This window comes from Arthrobacter psychrochitiniphilus, assembly GCF_003185915.1.
Lineage (GTDB): Bacteria > Actinomycetota > Actinomycetes > Actinomycetales > Micrococcaceae > Specibacter > Specibacter psychrochitiniphilus.
In genome coordinates, this window is record NZ_QHLZ01000001.1 from 50,316 (window position 1) to 63,917 (window position 13,602).

The following is a 13,602-nucleotide window of genomic DNA, read 5'->3' on the forward strand; positions in this document are numbered from 1 at the left end:
GGCGAAAGGCTCACGCTGTCCGGACCGGCAGCGACGGCATGCCCAAGCTCACCTTGGGCCGCACGCCCTTCACCGATGAGGAAGCCGAGCCGCCAGCCGTGGGCACGCCACAGGACTCGGCCTGAGCCAGATCCCAAGCGTCACCGGCGCGCGAACGGCGTAGATGATAATCCGTTGCAGTGGCGGGATCAGCTACCAAGTGGAAGGCTGCGGCCCCGGTAATGGTGACCGTCACGAGGTCACCGGGCCGTGGAGCGGTGGCACCTTCCGGCACACTGAAGTGAACCAGCCGTTGGTCTTGGGCGCGTCCTGAGAGGCGATTAGTCTCGGCGGCTTTACGTCCCGATGCTGCGGTCACCATGACCTCAACCTTGCGCCCCACCTGCTTGGCATTTTCCTCGGCAGCAATCCGGTCCTGGAGGGCGGTCAGACGCAAGAATCGCTCCTGAACCACTTCCTTGGACAGCTGATCAGGTAGGTCCGCGGCCGGGGTGCCGGGACGCTTGGAGTATTGGTAGGTGAAGGCGGTGGCAAAGCGTGACTTCTCAACGACGTCGAGGGTTGCTTGGAAGTCCTCCTCGGTCTCACCGGGGAAGCCGACGATGATATCCGTGGAGAATGATGCGTTCGGGATTTGCTGGCGCACCTTATCCAGGATGCCCAAGAACCTGGCCGAACGGTAGGAGCGGCGCATGTCCTTGAGGACTTTGTCCGATCCGGACTGCAACGGCATATGCAACTGCGGCATGACGTTGGGGGTGGCGGCCATGGCGTCGATGACGTCGTCGGTGAACGCGGCCGGGTGCGGACTGGTGAAGCGCAGGCGTTCCAAGCCCTTGATCTCGCCGCAAGCACGCAGCAGTTTGCCGAAGGCCAGGCGGTCACCGAATTCCACGCCGTAGGAGTTTACGTTTTGGCCCAGCAGCGTAATTTCGATGACACCGTCGTCCACCAGCGCCTGAATTTCAGCCAAAATTTCACCGGGGCGACGGTCACGTTCCTTACCGCGCAGGGAGGGCACAATACAGAAAGTGCAGGTGTTATTGCAGCCTACCGAGATGGAGACCCAGCCGGAGTAGACCGAATCGCGCTTGGTGGGCAGGCTGGAAGGGAAGACTTCCAAGGATTCCAGGATTTCCATCTCGGCGTCCGCATTGTGCCTGGCCCGCTCAAGCAAGACCGGCAAGGCACCAACATTGTGAGTGCCGAAAACCACGTCAACCCAAGGTGCCCGCTTTTGAATGGTTTCGCGGTCCTTTTGCGCCAAGCAGCCGCCCACAGCAATCTGCATGCCAGGGTTGGATTCTTTGATGTGGGCTAACATGCCCAAGTTGCCGTAGAGCTTGTTGTCGGCGTTCTCACGCACGGCGCAGGTGTTAAAAACCACCACATCGGGCACAGGCTCCCCGTTGCTGTCCACCACACGTGCGGGGCCGGCTTCCTCAAGCGCCACCATCCCAGCAGTCTCTAAAAGTCCGGCCATGCGCTCGGAGTCATGGACGTTCATTTGGCAGCCATAGGTTCGCACCTGGTAGGTGCGGGGGTGCTTAGCTGGGCTGGCGGACGAATCAACGCTCTCTAGGATCAGGCTCACCCACCAAGCTTAAGTCCAACGGCCATAGAAGAGCTAAACCGGCGGAACCCGGCACGTGCTCGGTTAGTACCAGCCGACGCTTTGGGAATGGTTCCAGGCCCCGCACGGTGAGCCGTAGCGATTTTTAATGTAGCCCAAGCCCCATTCAATCTGGGTACGGTAATTGCTGAGCCAGTCCGATCCTGCCGCAGCATATTTTCCTGGCGGCAACGCTTGAGCAATTCCATACGCCCCGCTGTAGGGGTTGGTGGCGTTGGTGCGCCAATTGGATTCGCGTTCCCATAACAGGTTCAGGCAGTTGAATTCGCTCTGCGCCCACCCAAAACCGCCCATACGGGAGGAAGCATAGGCTTTGGCACCGGCAGGGTCATTGACAGCACCGCCCGGAATATTGGGCAGCAGCACCTCAACGGGAATATAGCCACCTCCTGGCACAGGCTTGGCAGGGACGGGGTTAGGTACAGGGTTGGCGGGCACGGGCTTGGGGGCAGGCTTGGCGGGTCCAGGTGCGGGATTGGCGGGTGGCACCACGGGATTGGGCACAACTTGAGGACGTGAGGGCTTGTGCGGGTGCCGTGCCGCCTCACGTTCGGCTTCTGCCCGCCGCAGGGCTTCAGCGGTCTCGGCAGCTTGGCGCTTGGCTTCTTGGGCCTGATAGTACGCAGCTTGGGCTTCCTGCCCTTGCCGGTATTGGGCTTCTTTGGCGACCGTGGTGTTATTCAAGGAAGCCAACTGGGCCGTGAGTGTGGCGCTTTGCTCTTCTTTGGCATTGAGTTGTGTAACCACGGCGGAGTGTGCGGCCACGGCGGCGTCACTGGCAGCCCGGGCCTCAGTGGTTAAAAGAGCTTGTACTTCCTGCGCGGCCTTACGAGTCTTCTCCAGCGCCGTTGCTGCAGCTTGTGACTCTAAGGCCTTGGTTTGCTTCCGAGCTGCCTTCTCCCCCACCTGCTGCATTAATTCAACGCCGTTTAGGCTCTCCGGCGATTCCAGCGCTGCCACGCTGGCAAAGAGTCCCAAGCCGGTGCCACCGTTTTTGTAGCTTTGCACGGCAACAGCCACCGCGTCCTTCTTGTATTTAGCGGCGTCCACGGAAGCACGGTTAGCCTGAGCGTTGAGAACATCAACCTCGGCAACAGCGGCATTTAGTTTGCGTTGGGTCAGGGCCAACGTGGCACCAGCACCAACGGCGGATTCACTGAGGCTTGTTGCCTCATTTTCCAACGAGTCCAGCAACCCTCCGATCTTGGACACCTCGGCCGCGGTGGCGGCCTCGTTGCCCTTGGCAGCTTGCACATCCTCCCAGCTGGGGAAGCCCGACGGCGGCCCCTCTTGTCCCAGCGCAGGTCCGGCTGTGACGCCGGTGACGAGCAATAGCCCTCCCGTCAAAGCAACGGCAAGGATTTGGCGCAGGGTTGGATTGTGATTACGCATATGCCGCCAGCATAGCGGGTACCGGCTCAACTATGAATGCAAGCGCAGCTTTGAGTCAGCCCTCCGTGAGGCTTTCGTCAATGACTTCAGCCACAATTTGATAGGCCAGGGAAGGGTTAAATCCTTTTCTGGCAAGCATGGCCACCCATCGCCTTGTGTATTTATCACGCTCAGCCCGATCCTCCAGATTGTTGGACGGGCGGAGCTTCTTGCGCACCAGTTCGCGCGCCTGGTCACGTTCTGTGGCATCGTCAATTTGTTCAAGAGCGGTCTCGGCAAGATGCTCATCGATGCCCTTCTCGGCCAGTTCTCGGCGCAACGCACCCCGTGCCAGCGATTTATACAGGGACCGGGTGCGCACCCATTCCTGGGCAAACTCTCCATCATCAATGAGCTTGACGGCTTCGAAGCGGTCAAGCACAGCATCCGCTACATCTTGGGGAATGTCGCGTTCGGCCAGCTTTTGACTGAGCTGGAAACGGCTTTTGGGCGAGTGCGTGAGTTGGCGCAGCACAATGGATCTGGCAGCCGACGCCGGGTTGGCGTCAGCTACCAGTTCTGGCCCGCGACGTGCGGTGTTCATGGGTGAGCCTAGAAGCCGTCCACTGCCTTGAGCTTGGGCGCAGCCTCAACCTCGGTTTCCGCAGTAACACCCACTCCCAGCTTGGCCTTGATCAACCGCTCCAGCTCATCGGCAAGCTCGGGGTTGTCTTTGAGGAACCGACGGGAGTTCTCCATGCCCTGTCCCAGCTGATCGCCGTCATAGGTGTACCAGGAACCCGACTTGCGGATGATGCCGTGCTCAACACCCATGTCAATGATGCCGCCTTCACGTGAAATACCGACACCATAGATGATGTCAAATTCGGCGATCTTGAAGGGCGGTGCCATCTTGTTCTTCACCACTTTTGCCTTGGTGCGGTTACCGACGGCGTCCGCGCCTTCCTTCAAAGTTTGGATGCGGCGAACATCGATGCGGATGGAGGCGTAGAATTTCAGCGCCTTACCACCGGTAGTGGTCTCAGGGCTGCCGAAGAAGACACCGATCTTTTCACGCAACTGGTTGATGAAAATGGCTGTGGTCTTGGTCTGGCTCAGGCGACCTGTGATCTTACGCAGGGCCTGGCTCATCAAACGGGCCTGCAGGCCCACGTGACTATCTCCCATATCGCCTTCAATTTCGGCGCGGGGTACCAACGCGGCAACGGAGTCAATGACAATGACGTCCAAGGAACCAGAACCAATCAACATGTCCATGATCTCCAGCGCCTGCTCACCGGTATCCGGCTGAGAGACAAGCAAAGCATCAGTGTCCACACCTAGCTTGGCGGCATAATCAGGATCAAGGGCGTGCTCGGCGTCAATGAACGCTGCAAGGCCGCCAAGTTTCTGTGCGCTGGCAACAGCATGCAGTGCCAGGGTGGTCTTACCGGAAGATTCCGGACCATAAATCTCGACGACTCGTCCGCGGGGCAGCCCGCCTATACCCAGGGCCACATCCAAGGCAATGGACCCGGTGGGGATCACTTCAATGGGTGCACGGACATCATCACCCAAGCGCATGACAGAACCCTTGCCAAATTGCTTATCAATTTGGGCCAATGCTGCTGCCAGCGCTTTGTCACGGTCTGCGGGAGCGGCCATGATTCACCTCGGTCTTTCCTTTGCGCCGTTTCCGGCCCCCTGGACCGCGCTGTGAGCGAGGTCCACGGTCAGTGGTTGATGCGGTCAGTGCCTGGCGAACTGCTGGACACTTGTACTTCTCTGCCGGTTTCCCGGCCTCCTGTGAAGGTTGCGGAGCTAGCGAATCTGCTCCACACCTAAAACGCTAGTTCAAGGCACTGACATTGTCTGCCGTCATGGTGCACCAGAGTCAAAATTGTGGAGAACTTAATTTGCTTCCTCCACGGGCCATTACTCATTTAGTATACGGCTGTTCGAATAGATATTCGATGTTTTTGGCGTGTCGTTGAACTTGGGTAACTCAATGCGGCATCTTTTCCGGGCCGCAACAGCTAATCTTTGGGTGCAATGTCCCGACCGAGCCACCGTGAGCGCGGAACATCCTGGACCTTGCAGACCTCCTGCCAGATGTCCTTGGGATCATACCCGGCACGCAACGCGGCGCTTGCGGTGTTTCCACCCACACCAGCCAAGACCAGATCCTGGGCAAGCACCCTGGAATAGGAGGGGCTGAATTCATCATCCATCAATCGCCAAAATTCACTAACTCTCACGCCCCCTATTCTCGCATGTCCTTATCAGCTGAAGGACCGCTATTTGCCACAGGCTCACTTAGACTTGAGCTATGACAAGTCCTGCCGAGCACGGCATTGAGGTAAGCGACGAAAAGCTCGCTGCCGTTGAGCTCCTTGACGCCCAGCTGAGCCTGCTCTGGCGCAGGGCCAGGGCCATCAACCACCAGCTCACCCGTAGCGTGCATCCAGATCTGGAGCCCGCGGCCTACGGCCTGCTCTCCGTACTGCATCATCAAGGCGGCATGCGACTAACGGAGCTCGCCAAACGCATTGGAGTGGGCAAACCCTCCGTCAGCCGCCAGATTGCTTTTCTTGTCTCGATTGGGCTTGTGGCCAAGGAATCCGATCCCCTGGATGGCCGCGCGCAACTCATCGAGTTGACTCCGGCCGGGCTGGAGAAGATGCGTTCGGTGCATGCCGGCCGGCAACGCGCATTTCATGAGCAGCTTGCCGGGTGGGACGAACGCGAACTTGCCGATCTAGCCCGGCTAGTGGCTAAACTCAATGCCGAATACGGCCGTTGAGCTGCTACTAAACACCCGCTGAGCACAGACACATCCGCAAGGGCGAGCCCAGCCACAGCGCCCAGACTTCTAAAAACTGTTCTCAAAGAGCCGCTTAGGGGAACTGCAGCTGAGGAACAAGAAACCGGCCTTACCTTTTGGTAAGACCGGTTTCTTGCACGCCTGCCCACTGTGGACAACAAGCGCTAAAAGGCGCCGGACATCAAGCCCTTATTGAGCTCGTCTGAGAGTTCCTCGTTCAAGTCGCGTCCATAGCGTGCAGCAAATTCCTGGGGAACAGTGTCAGGGACGGCCACGCCTTCGGCAATGGCCAAACGGTCACTCACTTCACGCAGCATGAGCGACAAAGGGACCTCAAGGGCTGAGCAAATGGAGGAAAGCAGTTCAGAAGATGCTTCCTTCTGTCCGCGCTCCACTTCGCTGAGGTAGCCCAGAGAAACACGTGCGTTGTGTGAGACTTCGCGGAGCGTGCGGCCTTGACGTTGACGTACATCACGAAGAACATCGCCAATTTCGTGGCGTAATACCACCATTTTGCGCTCCTTCTGCTGATGTGGTTTTGCGTCCGCCAAACCCACATCCCGCCAGCGCACGACGCCGTTTACGGATACGGGTTGTTTCACCATCGGTATCGCCTAACTCCTAGATCAATCACTACAATTTAAGGGTGCGGTCCCCAGTGAAAGCTTTCACCGTGAGCCGCTTTGTCGCCTTGGTGTTCCCATCCTAGAGGGAAGGAGAGCATTTGGGCTTCATCATGACTAACTATCTGGTCACAAGTTTTGTTCCCGAGACTCTTCAATGCTCTCAAGGAGCATCATGAGGGCGGCCTCGGTGGCCTGGTTCCTGATGGACTCACGGTCTCCAACAAAGTGAAATTCACGTGCCCGGGCCACTCCGTCAAGCGCCACCCCAACGAAGACCTGCCCCACTGGCTTGCCCTGGTGAGGTTCCGGTCCGGCCACACCCGTAGTGGAAATGCCCACCCGCGCCCCCACAGCGGCGCAAGCACCTAAGGCCATCTCTGACGCTACGTGGGGGTCAACGGCCCCATTGCGGGTAAGAAGCACAGGGGAAACCCCCAGCAGCTTCTCCTTGACCTTGTTTTGATAGGCGATGACCCCGCCCTGCAGCACGGCGGATGCGCCCGGAACTTGAGCCAGAACCGCCGCCACCATGCCTGCGGTCAAGGACTCGGCCGTGCCCACCGTCAATTTCTTTGCCACAGCCCTGGTCACCAGCAGGGCAAGATCTACGCGGCCAAAGTGAAGAGCCTGCTCCGTCACAGAGCGCCTTAGCCTTGTGCCGTGTTGCTTGTTTTTCCGTTGCCGCCGCGGCCAGAGCGGACCAGCTGCCCGGCCTTAATCAGGTAGTCCGCGCCAGTGACCAAGGTGACAGCCAATGCTGCCAGCATCACCACCAGTGCCAGAATTCCCAACCAGTCATTGGCCGGGGTGAGCGGCAATAGGAAGACGAAGATGGCCACTGTCTGCATGACTGTCTTGAGTTTGCCACCCTTGGAGGCCGCCATGACGCCGTAACGAATCACCACGAAACGTAACAAGGTGATGCCTACTTCACGCACCAGCATCAAAATGGTCACCCACCACCACAGCTCGCACGTGGCGGAAAGCATGATCAGCGCTGAGCCAATCAGCAATTTATCCGCAATGGGATCCGCGATCTTACCGAAGCTGGTGATGAGCCCGCGCGCCCGGGCAATGTCGCCGTCGAGCTTGTCAGTGTAAATGGCCACCACAAACAGCACCACCGCCAACCAGCGCAGGGGCCCGTATGCACCACCATCGGCCACGAAGGCCCAGATAAAGAAGGGCACCATCACAATGCGCAAAAGCGTCAAGGCATTGGGAAGATTCCAGTTCGAAGGGCGCGGCGCCACCGTTTCACTCACGCTATAAGGCTATCGGCAAACTGGGAACTGGCTGCATCCGTCCCCGCGAAACTTGCATCCGTCTTTGCAGCGCCTGCTAACGACCTGTCAAAGACCATGCGTCCTCGCCACCGTCTTCATCGTCGCCATCGTTGTATTCCACGGTTTGGGGGCGGTTTGCCAAATCATCAGCCACCAGGTCCCCTCCCCAGGAAGGATTCGCGTGAGCATGGTTGGCATTGGCATTTTCGGCCAGCGCAGCCATCATTGGATCCACCTCGGAGCTCACCGCTGCGGGAACTCCTGGCGCGCTCTCATCCCCACGGATGGCTGCGAGAGTCTCGGCGAGGTCATCCGGTTTGACCAGTACGTCACGGGCCTTGGAGCCTTCGGAGGGTCCCACCACACCGCGGGATTCAAGCAAGTCCATGAGCCGGCCGGCCTTGGCGAAGCCCACCCGCAGCTTGCGCTGAAGCATGGAGGTGGAGCCGAACTGGGTGGTGACCACAAGTTCGGTGGCCTGCATCAGCAGGTCCATGTCATCCCCAATGTCATCCTCGATGACCTTCTTGGGGGCCTCAACGGCAACATCGTCACGGTAGGTGGCCTTCAGCTGGCCCTTGACGTGGTCAACAACAGCCTTGATTTCAGCTTCGGTGACCCAAGCTCCCTGGACACGGACTGGCTTTGACTTACCCATGGGCAAGAACAGCGCGTCACCTTGTCCCAGCAGCTTCTCGGCGCCTGGCTGGTCCAGGACCACCCGGGAATCCGTCACGGAAGAGGTGGCAAAGGCCATGCGGGAGGGCACATTGGCCTTGATCAGACCTGTGACCACGTCCACGGAGGGCCGCTGCGTGGCCAGGACCAGGTGGATGCCAGCCGCACGGGCCAGCTGGGTGATCCGCACAATGGAATCTTCCACGTCACGCGGGGCAACCATCATCAGGTCCGCCAGCTCATCCACAATCACCAACAGGTACGGGTAGGGCTTGACCACACGCTTGGAACCTTCTGGCGGGTGCACGTTTCCGGCTTTGACAGCCTTGTTGAATTCATCAATGTGTTTAAAGCCGTAATTGGCCAGATCGTCATAGCGCTGGTCCATTTCACGCACAACCCACTGCAGCGCCTCTGCGGCCTTTTTCGGGTTGGTGATGATGGGGGTGATGAGGTGTGGGACGCCTTCGTAGGCTGTTAGTTCCACACGCTTGGGATCCACCATGACCATGCGCACTTCATCCGGGGTGGCCCGCATCAGGATGGAGACAATCATGGAGTTCACAAAGGAGGACTTTCCGGCGCCCGTGGCACCAGCCACGAGAAGGTGGGGCATCTTAGCCAGGTTGGCAACCACAAAGCCACCCTCAACGTCCTTGCCCACACCCATGACCATGGGGTGTTCGGTGCGGCGCGCGTTGGCTGAGCGCAGCACGTCACCGAGGACCACAATTTCCTTATCCGCGTTGGGTATCTCAATACCAATGGCGCTCTTGCCCGGGATGGGGCTCAGGATGCGGACATCCGAGGACGCCACGGCATAGGAGATGTTCTTGCTCAGCGCCGTCACCTTTTCAACCTTGGTGCCGGGCGCCAGCTCAATCTCATAGCGTGTCACGGTGGGACCGCGGCTGAACCCTGTCACGGCCGCGTCAACATTGAACTGTTGCAAGGTGTTGGTCAGTGCCGCCACCACCAGGTCATTGGCTTCCGTAGCGTCCTTGCCCGGAGGGCCCGCAGGCAGGAAGTCGGATTCCGGCAACGTATACGTGACATCTCCGGAAAGTTGGAGTTGCTCGGAACGCGCAGGAATGGGGGTTGGCGGGGCCAGGGGCGGGGCAGGAATACTGCGTGCCACGGCCGCGTCAACGTCATACAAGCCACCAACGGCGGCGGCTCCGGATGTTGCCAGGCGAGGTGCTCGCGGTGAGTTCTCTGCCACGATGCCAATGGCTTCTGTGACAGGCTCACTGCCATCACGCTGGAGGTCAAACACTTCGGTTGATGTGGGCAGACCTTGGCGTGCCTTGATCTTATCCGCGGCGAGTTGATCCCTAGTGGGCCGGCGGACCCCGGGGCGCACGGTCGGCTCGTTCGACGCCGGAGCCTGGCTTTCGTCCTCGTCGGTGCCTATGAGTGGCGTAGCAAACGCACCCTCGCTGGGGTCCTCACCCAGGAGCTCCAGATCTGATTCGCGAGCAGCCTTTTGCCGGGCCCGCAGGTTGCGTGGTTTCTTAGCCTGAGCCTGATCATCATGCTGGTACAAGTAGCTTTGATCGTGCCCGTCTCCCAGCGGCTGCCCGTCAGGAACAGCACCCATGAGCTTTTCATACACACCGCGCAGGCGGGCCGGGATGTGGCGTACGGGGGTATTGGTCAGGACCAGGACGCTGGCGAACGCTACGAGCGAGAAGAAAATGATGGCGGTGATGGAACCCAACTTCGCCACGAGGCTGCCGCTGAGCGCTCCCACCATGCCACCAGCCGCGCTGAGAGGGGCAAAGCCTCCGGAAATGTCCGGGTTACCGGCCAGCACATGTGCCAGGGCACAGCCGGCAAGGGTCATGATGGCAAAGCCCAGCGCTACCCGATTGTTGGTGGCCATGTTGGCGGGCTGGCGGAACACCAGGACGGCAAAAATGAGGAACATGGGGGGCAGCAGGGCCGCAAACCAGCCGAAGGTGCCCTGCGTCACGCCGCGAACAGCGTCCGCAACTGGGCCGCTCAGACCCCACCATTCGAAGGTGGCGATCACAATGGCTAGAAGAATAAACAGCAGCCCGGCGCCGTCGCGGCGCTCCTCTGCTGGCATCTGGCTTTTATCCGAGCCCATGCGCCGGATGGCGCCGCCCACCAAGTGGCCCAATCCTTGCCAGAGCGAGACAACGATGCGCACAGGCCACACCGAGGTCACCTCCGGCTCAGCAGGGGAGGTTTTCTTGCGGGGCACCGGCATCTTGGTGGTCTTGGGGGCGCGCGGGGACGCGCCGCCCTGTTGACCGGAAGACTGACGGGCGGGTGTGGAACGAGTCGCCATGTCTCCAACGGTACCTGCCAAAGCCTGCAAGTATCCGGATTTAGCCCTCGAAACCGGACGTGGTGGCAGGCACAGCGGTTGCCAGGTAGCCGCCGTCGCGCTTCTATACCTGTGCGAAAAAAAAGCGCGCCCGCCCCCCGCAGATGCGCCCGGTAGACGGGGCGCATCTGCGGGGGGCGGGCGCGAAAAACGGTTCCGGGCAGGCTAGGCTTCCAGGACCACCGGGATGATCATGGGGCGCCGGCGCAGTTTGCGGTTGACCCAGGTGCCGATCACGCGGCGCACCACCTGCTGGAGTTGGTGTGTGGTGTGCTCGGAGCTGGCCATGACGGCTTCCTCCAGTGCTGCAGCGATCTTGGGCTTGATCTCGTCAAAGACGGAATCGTCCTCGGCAACACCGCGGGCGTGAATGTCCGGCCCGCTCACAATCTTGCCGGTGGCACGGTTCACCACGGTGATGATGGAGATGAACCCCTCATCTCCTAGAACGCGGCGGTCCTTGAGGTCGGCGTCGGTGATCTCGCCAACGCTGTGACCGTCAACGTAGACGAATCCGCACTCCACCTGGCCAACAATGGTGGCTGTGCCGTCCTTGAGGTCAATGACAGAGCCGTCCTCGGTGAGCAAGACGTTCTGCGCCGGGACCCCGGAAGAGATGGCAATGTTGGCGTTGGCGATCAGGTGCCGCGTTTCACCGTGCACTGGCATCACGTTTTTGGGCGTCAGGATGTTGTAGCAGTACAGCAGCTCGCCGGCGGCGGCATGGCCGGACACGTGCACCTTGGCGGTGCCCTTGTGGATGACGTCGGCGCCGAGTTTGAGCAGGCCGTTGATGATCCGGAACACGGCGTTCTCATTGCCGGGGATCAGGGAGGAAGCCAGGATGACGGTATCGCCCTTGCCAACAACAATTTTGTGATCCCCGTTCGCCATGCGGGACAGGGCCGCCATGGGCTCGCCCTGCGAACCTGTGGACATCAGAACCACCTCATTATCGGGGAGGCTGTCCACGTTTTTCAGGTCCACAATGACCTCCGCCGGGACGTGCAGGTAGCCCAGCTTTTCCGCAATGGCCATGTTGCGGACCATGGAACGGCCCACAAACGCCACCTTGCGCCCATGCAACATGGCGGCGTTGAGAACCTGCTGCACGCGGTGCACATGCGAGGAGAAGCTGGCCACAATGATCCGCTTGTCAGCCTTGCCGAACAGGGCTTCCAAGGTGGGCCCAATCTCGGCCTCGCTCGTGGTGAAGCCGGGCACGTCAGCGTTGGTGGAGTCCACGAGGAACAAGTCCACGCCCTCTTCACCCAAACGGGCAAAGTGGCGCAGGTCCGTGATGCGCCCATCCAGGGGAAGCTGGTCCATCTTGAAATCGCCGGTGTGCAGCACGGAGCCGCCCTGGGTGCGGATGAACACGGCCAGCGCGTCAGGGATGGAGTGGTTCACGGCAATGAATTCGCACTGGAACGGCCCGAAAGTCTCCACCTGCTCTTCTTTGACGGTGAGGGTGTAAGGCTTGATGCGGTGTTCCATGAGCTTTGCCTCAACGAACGCCAGCGTCAGCTGCGAACCGATCAGCGGGATGTCATTGCGCAGGCGTAAAAGGTACGGAACGGCACCAATATGGTCCTCGTGACCGTGCGTGAGCACCACCCCGACAACGTCCTCAAGACGGTCCTTAATATAGGAAAAGTCAGGCAGGATCACGTCCACGCCCGGCTGGTCTTCCTCCGGGAACAGCACGCCGCAGTCCACAATGAGCAGTTTGGAGTTCATCTCAAACACCGTCATGTTACGGCCAATTTCGCCGATCCCACCGAGCGGAACAATCCGTAACGTGCCATCCGCCAGTGGGGGCGGGGTCCGCAGGCCGGGCTCGGTCATTTGGGTCATTTAGACTTCCATTCCAGCTTCCGCAAGGTCAGCTTTGATCATGGCGATCTCGGCCTCGCCCGGCTCCACCAAGGGCAGCCGGACAACCGAGTTGGACAGGACACCCTGCCACTTGAGAATTTGTTTGACGGCCACGGCGCCCTGCACATGTCCCATGGCGGCCCGGATAACGGGGTCCAGTTCAAAGTGGATGCGGCGGGCCGTGGCGAAATCGCCGGCCGCTGCGGCATCAATGAGCGCCCGGAACTTGGGGGCGGCCACGTGGGCGCTCACACTGACAAGTCCGACGGCGCCCGCGGCCATCAGCGGCAGCGTCAGCCCGTCGTCGCCCGAGTACACATCGAGGTCCGTGTTGGCCATGACCCGGGTGGTTTCACTGAAATCAGCCTTGGCGTCCTTCAGCGCGGTGATGCGCGGGTGATCTGCCAGCTTGATGATGGTTTCCGTGCTGATGGGGACACCTGCGCGGCCGGGAATGTCATAGAGCATGACGGGCAGCTCAGTGGAGTTGGCAATGGCCTCAAAGTGGGCCTGGATGCCGGCCTGGCTGGGCTTGTTGTAATACGGGGTCACGATCAGCAAACCGTCAATGTCCAATTTGGCTGCGCGCTGGGACAGGCTGATGGAGTGGCGGGTGTCGTTAGTTCCGGTGCCGGCGATGACGCGTGCGCGCCCGCCCACGGCGTCAATGACAGCCTGAAACATGCCCAGGTTTTCCTCGTCGGTCAGAGTGGAGGTTTCACCCGTGGTGCCGGTGACGAGGATGCCGTCGCAGCCGTCGTCTACCAGCTTGTTGGCCAGTTCGCCAGCGGCCTTGTAGTCCACTTCCCCATCGGCGGTGAAGGGGGTGACCATGGCGGGCATCAAGGTACCGAAGGTGCGGAGGGATTTTTCAATGACAGACATGGCTAAAACGTTACCTGCTACTGGGTGTTTTCTTGCAACCCAGGCCCGTCCCGTGGACCGATTGT

At 60.1% G+C, this 13,602-nt stretch carries 12 protein-coding genes; 1 reads left to right on the forward strand and 11 read right to left on the reverse strand.

Annotated features, from left to right (window positions below):
- Nucleotides 1–10 precede the first annotated feature (10 nt).
- The 5 genes from miaB to CVS29_RS00280 form a co-directional block, all read right to left on the reverse strand.
- Nucleotides 11–1,594 carry a tRNA (N6-isopentenyl adenosine(37)-C2)-methylthiotransferase MiaB gene (gene miaB, locus CVS29_RS00260; protein WP_110104344.1) on the reverse strand — a complete coding sequence of 528 codons (1,584 nt, stop codon included), beginning with the start codon at nt 1,592–1,594 and terminating at the stop codon, nt 11–13.
- Between the two features lie 63 nt (nt 1,595–1,657).
- Nucleotides 1,658–3,025 (reverse strand): aggregation-promoting factor C-terminal-like domain-containing protein, encoded by a 1,368-nt coding sequence (locus tag CVS29_RS00265; protein WP_245931983.1) that lies wholly within the window; start codon nt 3,023–3,025, stop codon nt 1,658–1,660.
- A 55-nt stretch (nt 3,026–3,080) separates the two neighbouring features.
- Nucleotides 3,081–3,608: a regulatory protein RecX gene (locus CVS29_RS00270; protein WP_110104345.1), complete on the reverse strand. Its 528-nt coding sequence runs from the start codon at nt 3,606–3,608 to the stop codon at nt 3,081–3,083.
- A gap of 8 nt (nt 3,609–3,616) precedes the next feature.
- Nucleotides 3,617–4,669 carry a recombinase RecA gene (gene recA / locus CVS29_RS00275; RefSeq protein ID WP_110104346.1) on the reverse strand — a complete coding sequence of 351 codons (1,053 nt, stop codon included), beginning with the start codon at nt 4,667–4,669 and terminating at the stop codon, nt 3,617–3,619.
- A 371-nt stretch (nt 4,670–5,040) separates the two neighbouring features.
- The gene (locus CVS29_RS00280) at nt 5,041–5,262 is read right to left on the reverse strand and encodes a DUF3046 domain-containing protein (protein WP_110104347.1); all 222 of its coding nucleotides are present in this window, start codon (nt 5,260–5,262) and stop codon (nt 5,041–5,043) included.
- A gap of 71 nt (nt 5,263–5,333) precedes the next feature.
- On the opposite strand from CVS29_RS00280, the gene CVS29_RS00285 reads away from it, so the two are divergent.
- Nucleotides 5,334–5,807 carry a MarR family winged helix-turn-helix transcriptional regulator gene (locus tag CVS29_RS00285; RefSeq protein ID WP_110104348.1) on the forward strand — a complete coding sequence of 158 codons (474 nt, stop codon included), beginning with the start codon at nt 5,334–5,336 and terminating at the stop codon, nt 5,805–5,807.
- Between the two features lie 185 nt (nt 5,808–5,992).
- Here CVS29_RS00285 and CVS29_RS00290 read toward each other — a convergent pair whose 3' ends face one another.
- The 6 genes from CVS29_RS00290 to dapA form a co-directional block, all read right to left on the reverse strand.
- Nucleotides 5,993–6,433, reverse strand: a complete 441-nt coding sequence (locus tag CVS29_RS00290; RefSeq protein WP_110104349.1) for a helix-turn-helix domain-containing protein — start codon at nt 6,431–6,433, stop codon at nt 5,993–5,995.
- A gap of 147 nt (nt 6,434–6,580) precedes the next feature.
- Nucleotides 6,581–7,093 (reverse strand): CinA family protein, encoded by a 513-nt coding sequence (locus CVS29_RS00295; RefSeq protein WP_245931985.1) that lies wholly within the window; start codon nt 7,091–7,093, stop codon nt 6,581–6,583.
- Nucleotides 7,094–7,101: 8 nt separating this feature from the next.
- Nucleotides 7,102–7,719, reverse strand: a complete 618-nt coding sequence (pgsA, locus tag CVS29_RS00300) for a CDP-diacylglycerol--glycerol-3-phosphate 3-phosphatidyltransferase (RefSeq protein WP_110104350.1) — start codon at nt 7,717–7,719, stop codon at nt 7,102–7,104.
- 76 nt (nt 7,720–7,795) lie between these two features.
- Entirely contained in the window at nt 7,796–10,735 is a 2,940-nt protein-coding gene (locus tag CVS29_RS00305; protein ID WP_110104351.1) for an FtsK/SpoIIIE family DNA translocase, read from the reverse strand.
- Nucleotides 10,736–10,939: 204 nt separating this feature from the next.
- The gene (locus tag CVS29_RS00310; RefSeq protein WP_110104352.1) at nt 10,940–12,631 is read right to left on the reverse strand and encodes a ribonuclease J; all 1,692 of its coding nucleotides are present in this window, start codon (nt 12,629–12,631) and stop codon (nt 10,940–10,942) included.
- Nucleotides 12,632–13,537: a 4-hydroxy-tetrahydrodipicolinate synthase gene (dapA, locus tag CVS29_RS00315; protein WP_110104353.1), complete on the reverse strand. Its 906-nt coding sequence runs from the start codon at nt 13,535–13,537 to the stop codon at nt 12,632–12,634.
- Between the last annotated feature and the right edge of the window lie 65 nt (nt 13,538–13,602).

What these genes read in the sequence shown, in the direction of transcription:
- CVS29_RS00265 (WP_245931983.1), bottom strand. Translation starts at nt 3,025, where the DNA reads ATGCGTAATCACAATCCAACCCTGCGCCAAATCCTTGCCGTTGCTTTG.
- CVS29_RS00270 (WP_110104345.1), bottom strand. Translation starts at nt 3,608, where the DNA reads ATGAACACCGCACGTCGCGGGCCAGAACTGGTAGCTGACGCCAACCCG.
- recA (WP_110104346.1), bottom strand. Translation starts at nt 4,669, where the DNA reads ATGGCCGCTCCCGCAGACCGTGACAAAGCGCTGGCAGCAGCATTGGCC.
- CVS29_RS00285 (WP_110104348.1), top strand. Translation starts at nt 5,334, where the DNA reads ATGACAAGTCCTGCCGAGCACGGCATTGAGGTAAGCGACGAAAAGCTC.
- CVS29_RS00290 (WP_110104349.1), bottom strand. Translation starts at nt 6,433, where the DNA reads ATGGTGAAACAACCCGTATCCGTAAACGGCGTCGTGCGCTGGCGGGAT.
- CVS29_RS00305 (WP_110104351.1), bottom strand. Translation starts at nt 10,735, where the DNA reads ATGGCGACTCGTTCCACACCCGCCCGTCAGTCTTCCGGTCAACAGGGC.
- CVS29_RS00310 (WP_110104352.1), bottom strand. Translation starts at nt 12,631, where the DNA reads ATGACCCAAATGACCGAGCCCGGCCTGCGGACCCCGCCCCCACTGGCG.
- dapA (WP_110104353.1), bottom strand. Translation starts at nt 13,537, where the DNA reads ATGTCTGTCATTGAAAAATCCCTCCGCACCTTCGGTACCTTGATGCCC.